General features: G+C 45.4%; 16 protein-coding genes. 9 read left to right on the top strand and 7 right to left on the bottom strand.

All coding sequences use genetic code 11. The features are described from left to right. Nucleotides 1–591 precede the first annotated feature (591 nt). Nucleotides 592–1224 (bottom strand): LytTR family DNA-binding domain-containing protein, encoded by a 633-nt coding sequence (locus P2W76_RS16970; RefSeq protein ID WP_276349092.1) that lies wholly within the window; start codon nt 1222–1224, stop codon nt 592–594. Beyond that, nucleotides 1225–2241 carry a histidine kinase gene (locus P2W76_RS16965; RefSeq protein WP_276349091.1) on the bottom strand — a complete coding sequence of 339 codons (1017 nt, stop codon included), beginning with the start codon at nt 2239–2241 and terminating at the stop codon, nt 1225–1227. It abuts the gene before it with no gap. A gap of 204 nt (nt 2242–2445) precedes the next feature. Here P2W76_RS16965 and P2W76_RS16960 point away from each other — a divergent pair, with 204 nt between their 5' ends. Further along, nucleotides 2446–4872 (top strand): outer membrane beta-barrel protein, encoded by a 2427-nt coding sequence (locus P2W76_RS16960; RefSeq protein ID WP_276349090.1) that lies wholly within the window; start codon nt 2446–2448, stop codon nt 4870–4872. Between the two features lie 247 nt (nt 4873–5119). Here P2W76_RS16960 and P2W76_RS16955 read toward each other — a convergent pair whose 3' ends face one another. Next, complete coding sequence (locus P2W76_RS16955) at nt 5120–6064, bottom strand: MBL fold metallo-hydrolase (protein WP_276349089.1); 945 nt, start codon at nt 6062–6064, stop codon at nt 5120–5122. Nucleotides 6065–6176: 112 nt separating this feature from the next. Between P2W76_RS16955 and P2W76_RS16950 the strand changes: the two genes are divergently transcribed. The 4 genes from P2W76_RS16950 (at nt 6177) to P2W76_RS16935 (ending at nt 9246) form a co-directional block, all read left to right on the top strand. Then, on the top strand, nt 6177–6716 hold the full coding sequence (locus tag P2W76_RS16950; protein WP_276349088.1) for a hypothetical protein: 540 nt from the start codon (nt 6177–6179) through the stop codon (nt 6714–6716). Between the two features lie 83 nt (nt 6717–6799). Beyond that, complete coding sequence (locus tag P2W76_RS16945) at nt 6800–7186, top strand: response regulator (protein ID WP_276349087.1); 387 nt, start codon at nt 6800–6802, stop codon at nt 7184–7186. Nucleotides 7187–7318: 132 nt separating this feature from the next. Next, entirely contained in the window at nt 7319–8203 is an 885-nt protein-coding gene (locus tag P2W76_RS16940; protein ID WP_276349086.1) for a carbon-nitrogen hydrolase, read from the top strand. A 2-nt stretch (nt 8204–8205) separates the two neighbouring features. Further along, nucleotides 8206–9246 (top strand): agmatine deiminase family protein, encoded by a 1041-nt coding sequence (locus P2W76_RS16935; RefSeq protein ID WP_276349085.1) that lies wholly within the window; start codon nt 8206–8208, stop codon nt 9244–9246. Between the two features lie 58 nt (nt 9247–9304). On the opposite strand, the gene P2W76_RS16930 is transcribed toward P2W76_RS16935, so the two are convergent. From P2W76_RS16930 to P2W76_RS16915, 4 genes are all read right to left on the bottom strand, one after another. Further along, the gene (locus P2W76_RS16930) at nt 9305–10462 is read right to left on the bottom strand and encodes a putative sensor domain DACNV-containing protein (RefSeq protein ID WP_276349084.1); all 1158 of its coding nucleotides are present in this window, start codon (nt 10460–10462) and stop codon (nt 9305–9307) included. A 27-nt stretch (nt 10463–10489) separates the two neighbouring features. After that, entirely contained in the window at nt 10490–11521 is a 1032-nt protein-coding gene (locus tag P2W76_RS16925) for an LLM class flavin-dependent oxidoreductase (protein WP_276349083.1), read from the bottom strand. Nucleotides 11522–11728: 207 nt separating this feature from the next. Continuing rightward, entirely contained in the window at nt 11729–12352 is a 624-nt protein-coding gene (locus P2W76_RS16920) for a polymer-forming cytoskeletal protein (RefSeq protein WP_276349082.1), read from the bottom strand. Then, complete coding sequence (locus P2W76_RS16915) at nt 12349–13365, bottom strand: hypothetical protein (protein ID WP_276349081.1); 1017 nt, start codon at nt 13363–13365, stop codon at nt 12349–12351. Before P2W76_RS16915 ends, P2W76_RS16920 begins: the two co-directional genes overlap by 4 nt. A 263-nt stretch (nt 13366–13628) precedes the next feature. On the opposite strand from P2W76_RS16915, the gene P2W76_RS16910 reads away from it, so the two are divergent. The 4 genes from P2W76_RS16910 (at nt 13629) to P2W76_RS16895 (ending at nt 19192) form a co-directional block, all read left to right on the top strand. Then, a complete protein-coding gene (locus tag P2W76_RS16910) occupies nt 13629–14477 on the top strand; it encodes a M23 family metallopeptidase (protein WP_276349080.1) in 849 nt (282 codons plus the stop codon). Nucleotides 14478–14483: 6 nt separating this feature from the next. Then, nucleotides 14484–14858 (top strand): polymer-forming cytoskeletal protein, encoded by a 375-nt coding sequence (locus tag P2W76_RS16905; protein ID WP_276349079.1) that lies wholly within the window; start codon nt 14484–14486, stop codon nt 14856–14858. 317 nt (nt 14859–15175) lie between these two features. Continuing rightward, nucleotides 15176–16837, top strand: coding sequence for an alkaline phosphatase PafA (pafA, locus tag P2W76_RS16900; protein ID WP_276349078.1), 1662 nt, complete (start codon nt 15176–15178; stop codon nt 16835–16837). 138 nt (nt 16838–16975) lie between these two features. After that, nucleotides 16976–19192 (top strand): pyrroloquinoline quinone-dependent dehydrogenase, encoded by a 2217-nt coding sequence (locus tag P2W76_RS16895; protein WP_276349077.1) that lies wholly within the window; start codon nt 16976–16978, stop codon nt 19190–19192. The last annotated feature ends 82 nt before the right edge of the window (nt 19193–19274 follow it).

Raw genomic sequence — 19274 nt, 5'->3', positions numbered from 1 at the left:
ACGAAACTTCCAAAGATACCCCCATTCATTTTTCCTGTCAAAGTTACCTAAGGAACTGCTTGCCTCCTGTTCATGATGTGTTATGTCTTACAGGCAGAAAGATCCGTAAAAGATTTGAGATGCATGCGGTACAGATCCGGGACGCATTCGAGAATTTCCCGAAGCCTTCCCGAAGCCTTCCCGGAACTGTCTCGGAACTGTCCCGGAACTTGTACGAAGGAGTCACGGACGAAAGTCGAACCAGTCTCGAAGCCGTCTCCTTCCGTTTTCGTGAAAATTCTTAGCTAAATTTGCTCTGATTTGAATCCTGAAATGCCCGGTGTGTTTTTTACTAATAGTTAAAAACCGATCCGGCTGCTATGATAACCGGCTTGCATTTCCGGATGAATGAGATATGTGAATTTAGGAAATTACTATGAAAATTCCAAATTTATCTGTGTGAGCTCCGGCGTGCTGGGAATCGGTAGTTTATATTATGGAATGTAGTGTCGCCAGGCGAATTACGATGCAGATTAAAATCCCAGGTCTTTCAGAAATGCGTCCCTGTAGTTATTTCCAATTGGGATCTCATTAGAGCCAATGAACACCCTGTTACCTTCTATATGGGGTGATCTTTGATTTGTTTACTATAAATGAACGGTGGGTTCTTAAAAACACAGAGGATGGCAGCATTTCTTCCATGTTTGACAGGGTCATAGCGGGGAGTAAGGTGGTGTTTGAAGTGATGATCTTCGTATTGTTCCCGCTGGCTTCCGCGTACAAAAGATCGTTGTACAGCACCTTAAATATCTTCCCGTTGGCACGGATAAAAATAAAATCCTCTTCCTTTTTATCTTGTGATACCGGTTTCAATGGTGAGCTGCCCAGTAATCTATCAATGGCTTTATCAACCGCCACTATGAAGCGCTCGAGGGAAAAGGGCTTTAGCAGATAATCGCAAACAGACAGGTCAAAAGCATCTGCTGCATATTCTTTATAGGCAGTAGTAAAAATCACTTGTGGCTGATTCTTTAAAGTTTTTAGAAATGCAATCCCATCCAGAACAGGCATATTAATGTCCAGGAATAAAATATCTATTTTCCGTTCCTGTAAGATAGCCTTAGCTTCCAAGGCATTTCCGCAAAGGCCGGCAACCTGTAACAAGGGTAAATAGCTGCAATAGGTTTGTACAATTTCCCTTGCAATAGGTTCGTCATCGACTATAAGACAGGTGTATTTACTCATCTATTTTACCTTAAGCTGGAGCATCACTTTATAGAAATCGTCTTTTACTTCGGTTTTCAGGTCGTACTTGCCGGGATAGAGTAGTTCAAGCCTCTTTTTTACATTGTCCAGGCCAAAACCGCTGTATTTATCAAAACCCTTTTCCTGATTCTCCTGGTATGAATTCTTTATAGAGAACAGGATGGAATTTGCCCAGCTCTTCAATTCGATATCTATGTAAATATTCTGATCCGTAGAATTTTTGGAGTGCTTGAACGCATTTTCTACAAATATGATCAATATCATTGGCGCTATCCGGGTACCTTCAGCAGCCTCATCAAATTCCGTATTAATTACAAGCCGGTCACCAATCCGGATCTTTTCGAACTCTATGTAATTATTGATGTACGCCAGTTCATCACTTAACGGGACGAATAATTCCTTAGCATCATACACAGAGTATCGCAGCAATTCGGACAATTTCAACAAAAGCGGCGGGATCTTTTCATGCCGGGTCAATGATATCCCGTAAAGGTTATTTAGCGTATTAAAAAGAAAATGCGGGCTTATTTGTGATTGAAGAAGCTTAAGTTCGCTTTGACTCTGGTTTGCCGTTAAGCGGGCATCTTTGAGCTCACTGTCATTGATACGTACCAGTTTAATAAGCATCCCAAGAGACAGAGAGAGAATAACAAACGGTACCAGATAAAGCAGCAGGTTAATCCCTGGTCTGCTGTGCATCGTATTGAAGTCACGGTAGATCAACAGGAAGAGTGCCGCCCAGGCGACAATACCACTCAGGATCGAATACTGAGCTTTCAGGGGAAATGGAATATTGTCCTTCCATTTCAGAGCCAGGTACCGTCCCGTAAAGATCAGACCAAAAAAACAAATAGTTACTCCCGTTGCTACTGCTTCATGCTCCTGTGGTTGAAATACATTCACATAGCTTTCCGCCGCCCAGAAAACAGGGATGCTGACGATGGCAGAGACTAGAAGATGAAGTTTGGTCGGTGTCAATTTCTGTTTTTTCTTCAAAGATCCGGCTTTCTGTGGTAAAGCTAATTATATATTACAAACACCTCAAAACGCCTGACAGAAACGCGATCCGGGATGATAAACATTTTAATCCCTGGAATATGGCCTTTCATCAGTCATTAGTGTACGTCTGCCCCTAATATTTCATCGCCTTTTTACTGCGGGATACATTTGTTTCGATAATCAAAACGAAACTCTTAAGATATGAAACCTCTCCAAAAATTAATCTTTCTTACTATACTGATTGTGTCAGGCAGCATGGCCGCCAAAGCACAGCCGAATGCCCCATTTCACAGCATTTTTGGTATCGTTACGGATTCAGCTACAAATAAAACTCTTGATTTTGTAACGGTAAGTCTTAAAAATGAAGCTAAGGAGGTTATTAAAACTACTTTAAGCAAAGCAGACGGCTCGTTTACTTTTGAGAAGCTGCCTGACGCGGGTTACACGGTTACATTAATCAGTGTGGGTTATAATTCGAGGATCATTTCGGTTGAATTACACGGAACTGATAAAGATCTGGGCTCAGTGGCGATAAGTCCACAGAGCTACAAGCTATCGGAGGTTACCGTCACGGCCGACAGATCTATCATTAAACAGGAAACCGACCGCATTAGCTATGACATGAAAGCCGACCCTGAGAGCAAAGGAAGTACTGTGCTGGAAATTATGCGCAAGGTGCCTTTGCTTTCTGTTGATGCTGATGATAACCTGCTGATGAACGGAAACAGAAGCTACAAAATACTGGTAAACGGAAAACCATCAGGCATGATGGAAAGAAATGCTAAGGACATACTTCGCAGCATGCCGGCCGCAAGCATTAAAAACGTAGAAGTTATCTTCAGCCCGTCATCAAAATACGATGCCGAGGGGATAGCTGGTATTATCAATATCATAACCGATAAGAGGGTTGACAATGGATATAACGGCTCGTTAAATTTGAGCGAGCGCTTCCCTCTCGGAGGACCAGCTGCCGGCGGATCATTCACTTTCAAGCAGGGGAAATTTGGTTTATCTGCGGTGGGAGGCGCAAGCCAGTATCTTTCTCCATTGGCAGACACGTATAACAACAGGAACACTACAGGAATTAACCAAACAACCCTGGTCCAGAGCAGCAGCAGAAAGTCGGACGCAAAGAACGCTTACATCGGAAGCGAGTTAAGCTATGAACTCGATAGCCTTAACCTGATATCCGGACAGTTCAATATCAGCAGGAGCAGGCTGACCGGCGACTGGATGCAGCAATCACTCCTCAATAATACTGCCGCCGTTCTGCAGGGCTATACCCTTAGCAATGACATCGCAGAAAATGGGAGCAGCGCTGATGCTGCCCTGAATTACCAGGTGGGATTCAGGGCTGACAAATTAAGGCTACTGACATTCTCCTATCGTTTTCTTGAATACGATAATAAGCAGGACAACACGCTTGAAATCACCAAGCGGGTTAACTATGCAAGACCTGATTATAGGCAGGCGAATGCTGGATCGGCGCAGGAGCAAACGGTTCAGATAGACTATGTGCATCCCATAAAGAAAGTAAGTGTTGAGGCGGGACTGAAAGCGGTTTTGAGGAAAAATAACAGCGCCTTTATTTACAGCTCTCTCGATCCGGCAAGCGGTTCATACCAGGAGGTGGCTGAGTTCTCCAATTTTTATGAGAACACCCAGAATATCTTCTCAGTATATAATACTTACCAGTTCGCTGTAAGAAAACTGAATTTTAAAATTGGCGCGAGAATAGAAAATACGCTTGTAAATGCCGATTTGGCTTCCGGTGCTTCGATCGTGAAACAAAACTACCTGAATGTGATCCCGGCCATAGCGGTCAGCAGGAAATTCAAAGACATGAGCGTGATGAGCCTTACGTTTACCACCCGGATGCAGAGGCCTGGAATAGCCCAGTTAAACCCCTTTACAGATCGCTCCAATCCTGAATTCTATGTTTCCGGCAATCCGGACCTGAGTCCTGCTTTCACAAATATGGTTTACATGGGCTACAACCGGTCTAAGAAAACAACCTTGAGCCTGGCTGCGGCGTACATGTTTATGGACGACCTGGTGAGCCAGGTATCGGTATATGATCCTGTACAAAAGATTACAAATACCCGTTTCGAGAACATCAATAAAGCAAATGTTTTAAGATCAAATATTTATATAAGCCACCCAATCAGCAAACGGATGAGCCTGACATTTAATACCGACATCAGATACCTTTGGTCAGCAACATTAGTTGACGGCGAGTATGTTACTAACAATGGTGCGATGGCCTATCTCAATATCAACACTGGCTACCGGTTTGAAAAGGGCTGGCGGGTGAACGCCAATTTAACAGCAAACACCCGGTCGGTCGGTATCCAGGATAGTAAGAACGGGTATGTGGCAAGTTCCTTCAGCCTGAACAAAGAGTTAGTAAAAGACAAACTGACCTTTACAACACTGATCACAAACCCCTTTACTAAATATCGCATGAACAGCGAAGAGCGTTTCGGCCCCGGATTTACACAGGTAAATGACAGCAGGAATTATTACCGCGGCTTTGCGGCAGGGCTTAACTATCGCTTCGGCAGACTGAAAAGCCAGATCGCTAAGAATAAGAGGAGTATTGTGAATGATGACGCAATAGAGAAGTGAGTTTTACGTGATACGTTGTACGTTATAAGTTGCTGGCGTACACACCGATACTTACGACATAAAGCAGCGTTTAGAAAACTTATTACACCTAAAACGTATCACGTATAACTTCCTTTAAGCGGCGTTTAGAAAACTTATAACGTAAAACGTACAACGTATAACTTCCTTAAGCGCGTTTAGGAAAACTTATAACGTAAAACGTACAACCTATAACTTCCATTAAGCAGCGTTTAGGAAAACTTATAACCTACAACGTATAACTTATAACTCTATAAGTTTCTTCTCTAAAAAAGCGATACTGAACCTGCTCCTGCGCCGGGACGATCATCGCCGGTGCTTCTGTCCTCTCTTTATTGTCCGGTCCACTTTCAACTTTCAACCCGATAACTATCGGGTTTCCATCTTCAGCTCTAAGCCCGCTTTCCACTTCTTTAATATAGTAAACCTCAGTTTCCCTATCTCTCGATGCAACGACGACCTCGGTGTCGCCCGCACATCGCTTAAATAAATCAAGCACCAGATCGGGGGAATTATTATCCCGGGAAAGGTGTGACAGCAATAAATGGCTCATGTATGATGGCTTGCAGCCGGTAAAAAGTCCAAGGGCTTGCTTATTGGACAGGTGACCTTTTCCTCCCCTGATCCGGTTCTTAAGAAAATAAGGATACCTGCCTCTCTCAAGCATGTCGTCATCGTAATTCGCTTCAAGGAAGGCTGCATGGCACAGTTTGAAGTAACGGATCAGGTTCTCGCAAGGGAATCCGATATCGGTAAAAACTCCCACATTAACCTCCCTGCAGCTCACTATAAAACTATGAGGCTCTGAAGCGTCGTGAAGTTTGGGGAATGCGGTTATCCTGAGCTCGCCAATGGCAATATATTCGTGGGCTTTGAACGTCCTGACAAGATCTTCCTGCAAAGTTAATCTTCCGCCGTGCATCGTACCGGGTGTAATATACACCGGCAACTGGTATTTACGGGCTATGACCGGAAGGCCGTGAATATGATCTGAGTGTTCGTGAGAGATAAAGATCGCCCTGACCTTAGTCATCGACAGCCCCAGCCTGGCCAACCTTTTTTCCGTTTCACGGCAGTTCAATCCTGCATCTACCAGGATAGCATCGTCCTCATTAGCCAGATAATAACAATTACCATTGCTTCCCGAATTTAATGATGTGATGTATAATGCCATAAATTAACAGCCGGCGGATTTCGTATATTATCTGACGCTATAAAATTATAGAAAAAACTACTAAATAAATTAGCCATCAGTGTTATATTCGTAAAATTATCACAAACGCCGTATGAAGTATCCTTTCGTTAAATACCTGTTAACTACATTTTTATGCATTTCGGCACTGAGCTCTTTTTCGCAACGGAAAGTTATCAACTATACAGAGATAGGCGGCCTGATCCATCAAAGCAATACCATAGGCGACAATTCTAAGTTCAACGGCTTCAGGACACGCACGGGAATTACCCGGATCATCCAGGAGCATTATGGCCTGGGCTTTGCCCTCGGTACAGATAACTATAAAAAAAGCAGCGGCGGAAATTACAATACACTTCCTTTGACCTTAACCGCAGCATATTACTTCAACCCCGAATTCACCGGCTTAAAAGCGGACGTCTATGGGGGCTATGCAATAAAACTATTTAGCAACCTTAACCGGGGTCTTACTGCAGGTGCCGGGCTCTCCTATTCTGTAGCGGTGAACAAAGGGATGAACCTTGGCTTGCAAACCGGGTATAATTACCAGCAGATCGATTTCCCGTCCACTTTTTTCCAGGAGAGCTTTAACCTGGGCTCCTATCGTATCGGGTTGGGTATCACTTTCAAATAGCCCTTCTGTCATACCTGGGTATCTTTTTTGTGTGTATGCTAACAAATACCGAAAGGCTTTGTTAAGCTATAAAATTCACATCCATGCAAAAACGCATTCTTGTCATTGACAATGATCAGGATATCCTGGAAGCAGTCGAGGCTGCGCTCACAATGGAAAACTATTCTGTTGAGACCAGCCCTATAGTCGAAGACATATTTGAAATGATCCGGGAAAAGAATCCTGATCTCATACTTATAGATTACCTCCTTTACGGTATTAACGGCGGAGAGCTTTGCCATATGATCAAATCTGAGCCTTCTACATCACATTTGCCCGTCATTATTTTCTCAGGGTACCCCAAGGTCATCCAGTCGCTTGGCACGTATGAGAGCGATGCGTTTATCAGCAAGCCCTTTGAGCTGGATGAGTTCATGAAGGTTATTAAAGATTGTCTTGCGAAGGGGGTTAAGGAAGTGAAGGAGGAATAACAGGGCTTAATAAAAATGATTTTTATAACCTATAAAAATCGTCTACGGCCGTTCAATCCTGGCTCCTTCTGATATGACTTTCCCCAAACAATATTTTGAGTAATTTTGTACTCTTTGTAAGTACAGATCATTATGCCGAATAAGAAATATAAAATTGCTGTGGTCCAGGTTGGCCTGAACGATATTCCTGAGAACAATCTTAAAAAATGTCTCAAATGGGTTCGGGATGCCGCATCGCAGGGCGCTGAAGTCATTTGTATCCCTGAACTTTACAGCGGGCACTACTTCTGCCAGGATGAGAATACCGATGCGTTCGCATTGGCTGAGCCATTGTACAGCACATCTTTCACCGCATTCAGCGCACTGGCTAAAGAACTGGGCGTAGTCATTATTGTTCCCTTCTTTGAAAAACGAATGGCAGGCATTTATCATAACAGTGCTTACATCATTAATACCGACGGCACGGAAGCGGGATTATACCGCAAAATGCATATTCCTGACGACCCTCATTTTTACGAGAAATTCTACTTTACTCCGGGTGATATCGGCTTCAAAACATTCCCTACCAATAAAGGCCAGATCGGCACGCTGATCTGCTGGGACCAATGGTATCCGGAGGCGGCACGCCTTACGGCGATGCAGGGTGCAGATGTCTTATTCTACCCGACGGCAATTGGCTGGCATCCCAAAGAAAAGGCTGAATACGGAGAGAAGCAGCAAAATGCGTGGATGACAGTCATGAAAGGCCATGCGGTTGCAAATGGCGTTTACGTCGCGGCTGCCAACCGCGTTGGGCTGGAACAGTATGTTCCCGGAACAGATGGCATCCAGTTCTGGGGTTCTTCATTCATCTGCGGACCGCAGGGGGAGATCCTGGCACAGGCATCGGAAGATAAGGAAGAGATCCTGATCGCTGAAGTTGACCTCGACGTCCAGGAGAATGTGCGCCAAAACTGGCCGTTCTTCAGAGACCGCAGGATTGACTCGTACGAAGACATAACTAAGAGAGCACGCTGAATATGAGCGCTCAGAATAGAAGATTTCCTGCCGAATGGGAGAAACAGCAGGGCATCCTGCTTTGCTTTCCCCACAGCGGTAGAGACTGGCCGGGTAAATACGAAGCTATCAAGTGGGATTTTGTTGAGTTCATCAAAAAGGTCAGCCTGTTTGAACAGGTATTTCTCATTGTTGCTGATCAAAAACAGCAGAATGGTGTTACCTCACTACTTGAAGCTGCGCATATTAATCTTAAGAAGGTTTCCTTTATTGTCCATCGTACCAACCGGAGCTGGATGAGAGACTCTGGTCCGATCTTAGTTTATAACGACGGTAAGAGGGAAGCACTGAACTTCAATTTCAATGGCTGGGCGAAATATAAAAACTATCAGCTCGACCGGCATGTACCGGCTAAGGTTGCCGAATTTCTGAAGGTTCCATTAACCCAGGTGATGTATAAAGGTAAACCGGTGATCCTTGAGGGCGGAGCCATTGATGTGAACGGAAAGGGAACCTTACTGACATCCGAAGAATGTCTGATGGATCCGCGGATCCAGGTCAGGAATCCGGGGTTCACTAAGGCCGATTATGAAGCGGTCTTTAAGGAATATCTTGGAGTAACGAACGTCATTTGGCTGGGCGACGGTATCGAGGGTGACGATACCCACGGACATATAGATGATCTTTGCCGCTTTGTAAATGAGGATACTATCGTAACTGTAGTCGAGTCTGACCCTTCATCACACAACTATGCACCATTGCAGGATAACTTAAGACGACTGGAAAATTCAAAACTTGAGACAGGCAGGAAACCAAAGATCGTACAGTTACCCATGCCGCAAAAGCTGGAATTTGAAAATCTCAGCCTGCCGGCGAGTTATGCGAACTTCCTGATCCTGAATAACTGCATCCTGGTTCCGGTTTTTAACGACCCGAATGACCGGCATGCGTTAAATATTATAGCAGATTGTTTTCCGGATCGAGAGATCATTCCTATAAATGCCATTGACTTAATATGGGGTTTTGGGACGCTACATTGTCTATCTCAACAAATACCAGAATAGCTTGTCATTGCGAGCGAAGCGTGCCAATTTAAGTAGGGTGATACTTGCTGCCTGATCCCTACAACAGCAAGCTATCAATCCTGTGTGCGTGCACAATGTTCTCACACGGCGACCAGGCAAAGATCGTAAAAATACCATCCTGCGAGGCAACCAGGGCAATCGAGTCGCGCTGATCGTGAACAAACTGTGCCGCTGACATGTGGCGTGTGCCTCCGTTCATTGCGGGATTTAAGGTAACACCATCGCCACCTATGATCGGTTCGGTATTGAGCACCCGCTCTACTCTCGGGTTTCCTTCAATGCGGCTGATCTTTGCACCGAAAGCAAGCACCTCATGCCTGTCCGTGATAATCGTAGCCCCGTCTATAGCCGTAAGCCCTGCAATGCTATCGATCTCCCGGCTAAGTTCTCCCTGCCATAGCCCATCAGTCCAGTTCTCACTGCCCTGCTTCATCAGTTCCGACAGCCCTGAGAACGCCGGGTAAATTGAATATTTTATAGGATGAATAATGGAATTCCGCCATGAGGTACTGCCCGAGGGAACTACGAGTAAAGAGCCGCCGTGCTTATGAGCACGCATGGAAGTCGCTATCTGTATCAGGACATTCACTGAATGATCTGTTGAGTCAGGACTGAATCCAAGCAAGGAAGTCAGAAGCAAAGGACAATCAGGCAAATTACGGGAATTGCCGTCTACGATCTTTACCTGGTCGCCGATTAATACCACCACGTTGGTAAACTTGCCAAAGCCCGTTGCCCCGCGATGTTTAATAACCAGAAGCCCCGGCTCAGATACGTCGAGCACAAAACATCCATTCGGGATTTTGTGAGTGGTACCCCATATATATAAGCCATTGTCGTCGTACCAGACGCCCAAGTGCACTCCAGGGCGTTCTACACCGGGGCCAAGCTTTGTGAGTACATTCGGGCTGAAAGTAAGCTTATGTTCGAAACGCAGAGGCAGGCCGGCCTGCTCAGGCGATAGAAATGCAAGGGAAATCTTTGGCGAGTTGCCCTCTTCTCTCCGCAGGCTCGCCCAAAAAGCAGTATCCAGCATATATTCGATATGCTGGGCGCAGGGTACGGAAGCCAGATCGGTCTCGCCTCTATCAACCGCATCACTCAAATGCTTTGTAAAGATCTTTTCAACAGTACCGGAAACCGCCGCGGCAGCTTTATAAGTTGATTCGCCGAATATGGTATTTACTTCAGACATATTTACGCTCTGCAACTGATTTATAGTTTAAATATACACTTCATTTTTCTGAAGATTCAATTCTGACAATATCTCATACGACTTCAACCTCGCATCATGATCATAGATCATTCCGGCTGCCATGATCTCATCCACCCGGGTATCATCCGCAAACGCCTGAATTTTAGCTCTTACTGTTTCCCGCGACCCAACGAAAGTATAACTCAACATTTGCTGCACGGCATAACGCTCAGCTTCATTCCACACAGAGTCCATGTTTTCAACCGGGGGCTTCAGGGTCGTCCTTGTTCCTTTAATAACATTCAGAAAAGCTGTATATAGCGATGTTGCAATGCTTTCAGCTTCTTTGTCTGTAGCGGCAGCAATCACATTAACACAGGCCATAGCATAAGGCTCGCGGAGTACGCCGGATGGACGGAAGCTATCCCTGTAAACCTGTAAAGCAGCGAAGAGAAGATTGGGGGCGAAATGGCTGGCAAAAGAAAAGGGTAAACCAAGCAGTCCTGCCAGCTGAGCGCTATAGGTACTTGATCCCAGCAACCATATTGGAATATCCAGGCCCTCACCCGGAATAGCCCTTACCTTAGAACCTGCATTCTCAATGGAAAGATACTGTCTTAGTTCTGCTAAATTCTGCGCAAAGTCTTCGCCAGCACCCTCCAGGTTACGGCGTAGCGCCATAGCTGTAAGCTGGTCCGTTCCGGGCGCCCGGCCCAATCCCAGGTCTATCCTGCCCGGATATAGCGACTCCAATGTACCGAACTGCTCAGCGATAACCAGCGGGGCATGATTGGGAAGCATAATCCCGCCAGAGCCTACGCGTATGGTTGATGTACCGGCGGCAACATGAGAAATAAGAACGGAGGTTGCCGAACTTGCTATCCCGGCCATATTATGGTGCTCGGCCATCCAATAGCGGGTGTACCCCAAACGCTCCGCATGGCGGGCCAGGTCAAGTGTATTTTTAAACGAGTCGCCGGGAGTCTTACCGGAAACCACAGGAACCAGGTCGAGTACAGATAAAGGCAGCCGGCTGCTGTCTTGTGAATTTGAAGCCATAAAATTTTAAAAGATCGGTCTGAAGACGGTCCAAATGTTAGCTTACAAAAATAAGACTTAGGGAGGCCAAAGCAGGGAAAGGGTATAATTTGAAAGTAAAAATAAAACCCGCAAAATGTAAAATTGCCGCGGGCGGGAGCAGGCATGATCTGCTACCGCAGTTTGGGAAATTTATGCATTTTCATACAGGCGGCGTTCAGGTTGATCTTAATACCAGCTATTGGGTGCAGCCGCTTTGCTTTCCTTTTCAGGTTCAGCTGGTTTAACCGGCTTGCTTTTCGGAGCGGCAGACGCAGCAACCCGCTTATTGATTTCAGCAGGCCTGATCTCGGGTTTAACACCCGGTTCTTTAACCGTTTCTTCCGGAAGTATATAGGTAACAAAAGCAGGCTCCCTGGAAGTATTGGAAGGAAGCCTGTTCCCAACTTTTTCAAGGAGATCGCGTTCATCAATATCTCCTTCTACGCGGACCGATCCATTTATAATAGCACCCGGCTCAATGGATATAGACTTAGCGCGGATACTCCCGCTAATAACTGCAGTTTTTTTTATGTCAGCATAATCTATTGAGATGATATCCCCATAAACCCTCCCGCTGATCGAAGCGATCCGGGATGTCACGTTTCCTGAAATTTCGGCTGTGCCGGCAACGATAACCTCTTTAAGTGAATAAATATTACCCACTAAAACTTCATCAAGGATAATGGAGCTCGATGAAATAAAATTATCATCCACGCGTATGATCGTGGTATGAAAATCTGCAATGGTCTCCTGCCGGCTGTCCTTTTTATCTAGAAACTTCTGAATAAAACCTACCGCCTTTCCGATCATGCTGTTATTGTAGTTACTACTGTTGTTGCATTACCGATATCCAGGCCTACGGACGAATTCTTTTTACCACCTGAAACCCGGAGTGAGTTCAGTGCATATCCTTTACTGGCGAGGCTTGCCGGTTCAGCTACAAACTCAAGTTGTGCCACATCGCCAAACTCCTCTTTAAAGCAATCCACAAGATCCTGGTAGTACATTGCTCCCCCGCACAGGTAGACCTTGTTGGTCTTCATTAAATTCTGGTCATTGATTACGTTTCGCAGGTTCGGGGAGATCACTTCGTTATAATAAGAACGAAGCACATTTTTTCTCATTTCCCTCAGATCAACATTCTTCCTGTTCAAAATGATATAACCTTTCTGGAATGCCTCGTCTATTAAATGAGCATTCCTGAAACCCAGGTAGTGAGTTTTCTCAAGTTCAGCTATAAGCATGTTCACCGCATATTTCATTCCGTGGGTACTTACCATCGTTTGTTCCACGATACCTGAATCCATGCTTAAAACAGATTCGAAGGTTCCGAAACCACAGCTAAGCACGAAGAAGCTGCCCTCGGCCTGCTGTTCGCCCTTTCTAAGAGCGATCGTACATCCAACGATCTCCGGGATCACCTCAACATTCTGAACATCCAGGATCACTGAGCGTTTAGTACTGCTGCTGTGCGTCGACGCGTCAAATTCTATGATATGGGTTTTTCTCAGGAAGTCGGTTGCCATATCTTTATAAATCCTATATGTAGAATATGGAAACCCGGTGGTAATGGTAATCGGCTGTTCAACAGAGTCTGCAACCAGCAAAAGCGCCGATTTAACCAGCAGCTGGTAATCAAGGTCGGATGGCGAAGAGTTAATAAACTTATGTGGCAGCTGGCCTTCATTTATTGCCAGGTTCCCACAGATGTACCACTGGTTTTCGTGGAAGATCTTCAAACCGTTCAAAAGGTCCTTTGACGTATTGCTTAAATTGGCGTTACTGTTTTCTATTAAGCTTGAAAAAGACTGAATTGCAAACATTATCAGGTTAGTTTAAAGTGTATGTTTTACGTTAATTTGACATATTTTTAATATTCCGGTCTCAATATTAAGTTAATATCAACCCCACTTTCAAAGGCTATTGAGCAGACTTTTCCCACAACCGAACCCTAAAATAGATATTATTATTGAATTGGGGTAAACATACAATTAAAATGATAAAATGTTTTTTAAAAACAATAAATTGTAGTATCATAGCTTCGTAATTAGAAGTGCATCTACCAGGCTCTTTTTTAACTTCAAAGATGATATTTCCTAAATCAGACTTCAGCACGGTACTAGTTGTTGGCACCACCAAGGGGGAAACCAAGTCTCTTCGCATAAAAACTAAACATATTAACAGGATCAGACAATATGCGTTCACGATATGCCTGACCTTACTTTTATTGACGGTTGCCATTGTTTTTCTTTCTCTTGAAGTCAGCAAAATCAATGAGGAAAGAAAGGCTTATCATCGTGAGATAGCCCATTTGAAAAGCCAGATACCTGTGGCCAGCGACACTACCCAGGCCCGGAACTATATCCAGAATATAGAAAATAAGCTAAAAAAAATAAACCAGTATCTAAGAAAGCGGGGCATTGAAGGATTTGCTACAAATGATATCGGCGGAAATGACGACGCCAATACAGACCTTAGCCCTGAAGAAACTTATGCCCTATATAACGAACGGCTGGAGGACATCCTTTCGGGGGTAGCCTTTACGCCTATAGGCTATCCATCTAATTTTGCGGTAAATTCGCGCTTTGGTTACCGGAGCGACCCGATCAGACGGGGGCGCGTCGAGTTCCACCCGGGCATAGATTTTAAAGGGCGCCGGGGCGATGCGGTTAAAAGCACTGCCGACGGAAAAGTCATAATTGCCGGATGGTTCCAGGGTTACGGAAAGTGCGTTAAGATACGTCATAAAAACAACCTCGAAACCCTGTATGGTCACCTTTCAAAAGTAAATGTTAAAGCTGGCCAGATGGTAAGCACCGGACAGGTAATAGGGCGGGTCGGATCGACCGGACACTCTACGGGGAATCACCTTCATTATGAAGTACGGAAGAACGGAAAACCCGTCAACCCCGGAAGTTACCTGAGCTTTAATTAGAAACCCATGGCAAATCCAAAGAACGGACACTCTTCGGCAACACCTACTCTTATCAGCAAAGGCTGTGTCGTAACAGGCAAAATAGAGTCTGACGTTTTTGTCAGGATTGACGGCCATATAAAAGGAGACCTGTTCATTGGAGAGGGTTTAATAGTCGGTGAAGATGGCCTGATTGAAGGTAATATTAACACCAGGGAAATTGTAGTTTATGGCACCGTGAACGGAACTGTAAAAGCCGAATCTATCGATATTAAGAGCTCGGGAAAGATTCTTGGCGAGATCCATACAAAAACCTTTCAGGTAGAGAAAGGTGCTGTTTACACCGGTACCGTCAGTATGGCAAAAGAAGCCACCATTGAGCATCTGGTAGCGGTTAAGTGATGGGTAATGTGTAATGGGTAATCGGTAATGGGTAATCGGTAATCGGTAATCGGTGCCAACGTACCTAACGGTTAAGAGAGCTTCTAAATACTGATTACCTGGCGTAGCCACTGATCACTGATTACCGATTACTAAATACTGATTACTAAATACTGATCACTTGGCGTAACCACTGATTACTGATTACCGATTACTAAATACTGATTACTGATTACCGATTACTAAATACCCCCATTGTAACTATCATACGATAATTCACATTGGCACTATTTAATTAATACTAATTTTCTAATTTACCCTGCACTTATTACAAACAAATGAAAATTAAGACTCTTTTAATTTCTGCATTCACTATTGTCACATTATCGGCTAGCGCTCAACAGAAAAAGCCCCTTGCCACGACAGCAGGCAACGCGGTACCGCGTCCTAAACTGATGGTAGGCATCATGGTTGATCAGATGCGCTGGGATTATTTATACCGCTTTTATGAGCGTTACGGCAACGGCGGCTTTAAGAGGATGCTTAATGAAGGGTTTTCAGTAGAAAACACCTATATAGATTATCTCCCAAGTGTAACCGGGATCGGGCACAGCACGGTTTATACAGGTTCTGTACCTGCCATTCATGGTATAGCCGGTAACGATTTTATAGTTCAGGCCACAGGCAAAACCCTGTATTGTGCAGGAGATTCAACGGTATCAACCGTTGGAAGCAGTACGGTTGCGGCCGGCCAGATGTCGCCACGCAATCTTCTTGTAACAACGATGACTGATGAGCTGCGGATGGCTACGAATTACCGGTCGAAGGTAATTGCCGTTGCTTCTAAAGACCGGGGCAGTATACTCCCCGGCGGCCACACAGCCAATGCTGCCTACTGGTATGATGGCCCATCTGGTAACTGGATCACCAGTACCTATTATATGAATGAGCTTCCCGCCTGGGTTAGTAATTTTAATGCACAGAAATATCCTGAAAAGTATCTGAAGCAAGATTGGAATACCCTCTATCCTATTGACACGTATGTGCAGAGCACGAAAGACGATGTACGCTACGAAGGGAAGTTTGCCGGAGCCACAACTCCCACATTTCCTGTAAAAACTTCTGCGATGATAGATCGCGGTTTCGGTATCCTTACAAGTACTCCCTATGGCTCAAGCTTAACACTTGATCTGGCGAAAGCAGCTGTTGAGAATGAGCAGCTCGGTGCGGATGCGATAACCGACTTCCTTGCCATAAGCGTATCCCCACCAGATTATATAGGGCATCAGTTTGGACCGAATTCTATTGAAGTAGAAGATACTTATTTAAGACTGGATCGCGACCTGGCAGCTTTCTTCGCATACCTGGATTCTAAGGTTGGGAAAGGTAATTACACTGCATTCCTTACTGCTGACCATGCAGTACAACAGAATGCTAATTATATGCTGGATAATAAGATGCCGGCCGGGTTTTTCCAGACATCCGCAATTATGCGCGAGCTGAATACTGTTTTGGAGAACGAGTTTAAAGTAAAAAATGCTGTTCGAAGCTTCAGCAATTACAACGTAAGCTTAAATTACCCTGCTATAGAGTCAGGAAAAGGCAGTCTGGCTGATATCAAAAAAAGGATCATTGAGTTCCTTCAGAAAAAGGAAGGCGTAGCTTTTGTCGTTGACATGGAAGAAGCCCAGACAACAAATATCCCTGAAAACTACAGGGAGCGTATAATTAACGGATACAACCGTGAAAGGAGCGGCGTAATCCAGATCGTTCTTAAACCGGCCTGGTATTCAGGATCAGGGGGTACAGGTGCAACCCATGGTACCCTCAGTCCCAATGACACCCATATTCCTTTCGTATTGATGGGCTGGGGTATTAAGCAGGGGAAGACTAACACACCTTATAACATGTCAGATATTGCTCCAACAATTACCGGGCTGCTGAAGATCCAGGAGCCGAACGGGAATATTGGGAAGGCTGTTATTGAAGCCTATAAGTAAGCTTTCGAATATTATTTAGAAAGGGCGATGCATTTAAGTATCGCCTTTTTTTATGGATATTGTAAGATAAATTTTACCTCTCCCTCAGGGCTTATGATGAATTCTTACTTAAATTGAACCCTTAAATTAAAATCAAAAATGACTAATCCCAAGACCTTGCTCAGCAAGAGACCGGCATTCCTGTTAGCGCTCACAGCAACCCTGATCTATACCGGATGCAAGGTTTATCCAGAACTGGCAGGGGGGAAATCCGCTGATATCAACCGCACCTGGAGCATTTATAAAGCCGACAGTGAAGGTACCGCCTATTCGGTTCTCGATCAGGTAAACCTCTCCAATATTAATAAGCTTCAACTGGCCTGGTCGCATAAGTTCAGCGATGCGCCTCAGGGATCGAGAGGCGGGAACAGTGAAAGCAACCCTATTATCATAGATGGTGTGATGTATACCATGTCTGCCAGGCACCGGGTATATGCGCTGAATGCAGCTACCGGCGAGCAGATATGGGCCTTTGACCCCTTTGACGGAGCTGCCGGCGGCGGAGTTGGAAGAGGCGTCACTTATTATGAGGATGGGGCGGATAAGCGGATAATGTTCACCGGGGGCGATCAGCTTTTTTCAGTAAATGCAGCTACAGGTGAGCTGATAACCAGCTTTGGCAAGGGCGGCAAAGTCAGCATGAATGTGGGGATGCGCGGCGACCCGGATAAAATCTCTGTTATACCTACCACGCCCGGAACTATATACCAGGATCTGTATATTATAGGGAATGAAGTTTCTGAGCTTTATGGAGCCGAACCCGGTCACATCCGGGCATATAATGTAAAAACCGGTGCATTGGTATGGACTTTTCACACGGTTCCGCAACCGGGAGAAGTTGGATATGAAACATGGCCTAAGGATGCCTGGAAGTATGTTGGCGGGGCCAATAGCTGGGGAGGGATAAGCCTCGACGAAAAACGGGGAATGGTATTTCTGTCCACAGGATCACCTACTTATGATTACTATGGGAAAGACCGGGCAGGCGACAATCTGTTTGGGAATTCTGTAGTAGCACTTGACGCCAGGACCGGTAAATACAAATGGCATTTTCAAACTGTCCATCATGACCTGTGGGATTATGACCTCCCGGCAGCACCTAACTTAATCACTGTCGTTCATAATGGTAAAAAGATCGATGCAGTAGCTCAAACCTCTAAGCTGGGATACATCTATACCTTTAACCGGGACACGGGGGAACCATTGTGGCCGATAGAGGAACGCCCTGTTCCTGCATCAGACATTCCGGGTGAGGTGACATCTCCCACCCAGCCATTTCCTACTAAGCCAAAACCTTATTCACGTCAGATCATTACAGAGGCCGATATAGCTAATTATTCTAAGGGATCTCATGATAGCCTGCTTCAACGGTTCCGGTCTTTCCGATACGAAGGGCCGTTTACCCCGCCATCCATTAAAGGTACGTTTATGATGCCCGGAAGTCGTGGTGGTTCAAGCTGGGGCGGCGGTGCTGTTGATCCCGGAAAAGGCATCATCTATGTAAAATCAAACGATTCGCCTGAGATTGCTACCATGAAAAAGGTGGTCCAGGAAACCGCCGATCTTTCAAAGTTTGAGCAGGGCAAGGCGCTGTACATGACCTACTGCGTTGCCTGCCACATGCCTGATAAAAATGGCGACGAGTCCGGCAATCCTTCCCTGGTGGGAATCGAAAACAGGATGAGCCGTGAGGACGCCCTTAATAAGATTAAAAGAGGCGGCGGCAAAATGCCGTCCTTTGCAAGTGTTATCGCCGGCAAGGAGGAAGGGATTATTTCCTTCCTTTTTGAAAAGGAGCCTGCAGCGCCGCGCGCCGGAAGGGAACAAAGCTTTCTTAAGGAAATTCAGGCAAATAACGCTGCCAACAAAGTAGCCGATATCAAACCGGACGACCAGTATTTAAACCTTACAGCCTACGGACAGTTTACAGATAATCAGAGGCGCCAGGGTATTAAACCTCCTTTTGGACAGCTGCATGCTATCAATTTAAATACAGGCGAATTTGAGTGGACCATAACCCTGGGCAATACGCCTGACAGCCAATTACCTGGAGCACCCGAAACCGGGGCAAGTGGCTCGGCGGGTCCCTTGGTCACAAAAGGGGGCTTATTATTTATCGGCAGCACACGCGACCGCAAGTTGAGGGCGATCGACCAAAAAACAGGAAAAGTAGTTTGGGAATACACCCTTCCGGGGATCGCTAATGCCAATCCGAGCACCTACTGGAGCAACGGCAAGCAATACATAGCAATTTCTGTAGCTGGAGACGCTGCTAATCCAGCCGGGTATATGATGGCTTTCGCCTTGGCGGAATAATAACATTCGCAACCTGTTTCAGGCGGCAAACTAAACACCGGGACAACTTATAAAGCGGCCATCTTTAATGGATGGCCGCTTA

Origin of the sequence: Daejeonella sp. JGW-45 (assembly GCF_029360805.1) — a bacterium.
GTDB lineage: Bacteria > Bacteroidota > Bacteroidia > Sphingobacteriales > Sphingobacteriaceae > Daejeonella.
This window is presented reverse-complemented; position numbering and strand designations above follow the sequence as displayed.

Bases quoted from the DNA above. Each gene is read 5' to 3' on its own strand.
- P2W76_RS16970 (WP_276349092.1), bottom strand. From the start codon at position 1,224: ATGAGTAAATACACCTGTCTTATAGTCGATGACGAACCTATTGCAAGG.
- P2W76_RS16960 (WP_276349090.1), top strand. From the start codon at position 2,446: ATGAAACCTCTCCAAAAATTAATCTTTCTTACTATACTGATTGTGTCA.
- P2W76_RS16955 (WP_276349089.1), bottom strand. From the start codon at position 6,064: ATGGCATTATACATCACATCATTAAATTCGGGAAGCAATGGTAATTGT.
- P2W76_RS16950 (WP_276349088.1), top strand. From the start codon at position 6,177: ATGAAGTATCCTTTCGTTAAATACCTGTTAACTACATTTTTATGCATT.
- P2W76_RS16945 (WP_276349087.1), top strand. From the start codon at position 6,800: ATGCAAAAACGCATTCTTGTCATTGACAATGATCAGGATATCCTGGAA.
- P2W76_RS16940 (WP_276349086.1), top strand. From the start codon at position 7,319: ATGCCGAATAAGAAATATAAAATTGCTGTGGTCCAGGTTGGCCTGAAC.
- P2W76_RS16935 (WP_276349085.1), top strand. From the start codon at position 8,206: ATGAGCGCTCAGAATAGAAGATTTCCTGCCGAATGGGAGAAACAGCAG.
- P2W76_RS16930 (WP_276349084.1), bottom strand. From the start codon at position 10,462: ATGTCTGAAGTAAATACCATATTCGGCGAATCAACTTATAAAGCTGCC.
- P2W76_RS16925 (WP_276349083.1), bottom strand. From the start codon at position 11,521: ATGGCTTCAAATTCACAAGACAGCAGCCGGCTGCCTTTATCTGTACTC.
- P2W76_RS16920 (WP_276349082.1), bottom strand. From the start codon at position 12,352: ATGATCGGAAAGGCGGTAGGTTTTATTCAGAAGTTTCTAGATAAAAAG.
- P2W76_RS16915 (WP_276349081.1), bottom strand. From the start codon at position 13,365: ATGTTTGCAATTCAGTCTTTTTCAAGCTTAATAGAAAACAGTAACGCC.
- P2W76_RS16910 (WP_276349080.1), top strand. From the start codon at position 13,629: ATGATATTTCCTAAATCAGACTTCAGCACGGTACTAGTTGTTGGCACC.
- P2W76_RS16905 (WP_276349079.1), top strand. From the start codon at position 14,484: ATGGCAAATCCAAAGAACGGACACTCTTCGGCAACACCTACTCTTATC.
- pafA (WP_276349078.1), top strand. From the start codon at position 15,176: ATGAAAATTAAGACTCTTTTAATTTCTGCATTCACTATTGTCACATTA.
- P2W76_RS16895 (WP_276349077.1), top strand. From the start codon at position 16,976: ATGACTAATCCCAAGACCTTGCTCAGCAAGAGACCGGCATTCCTGTTA.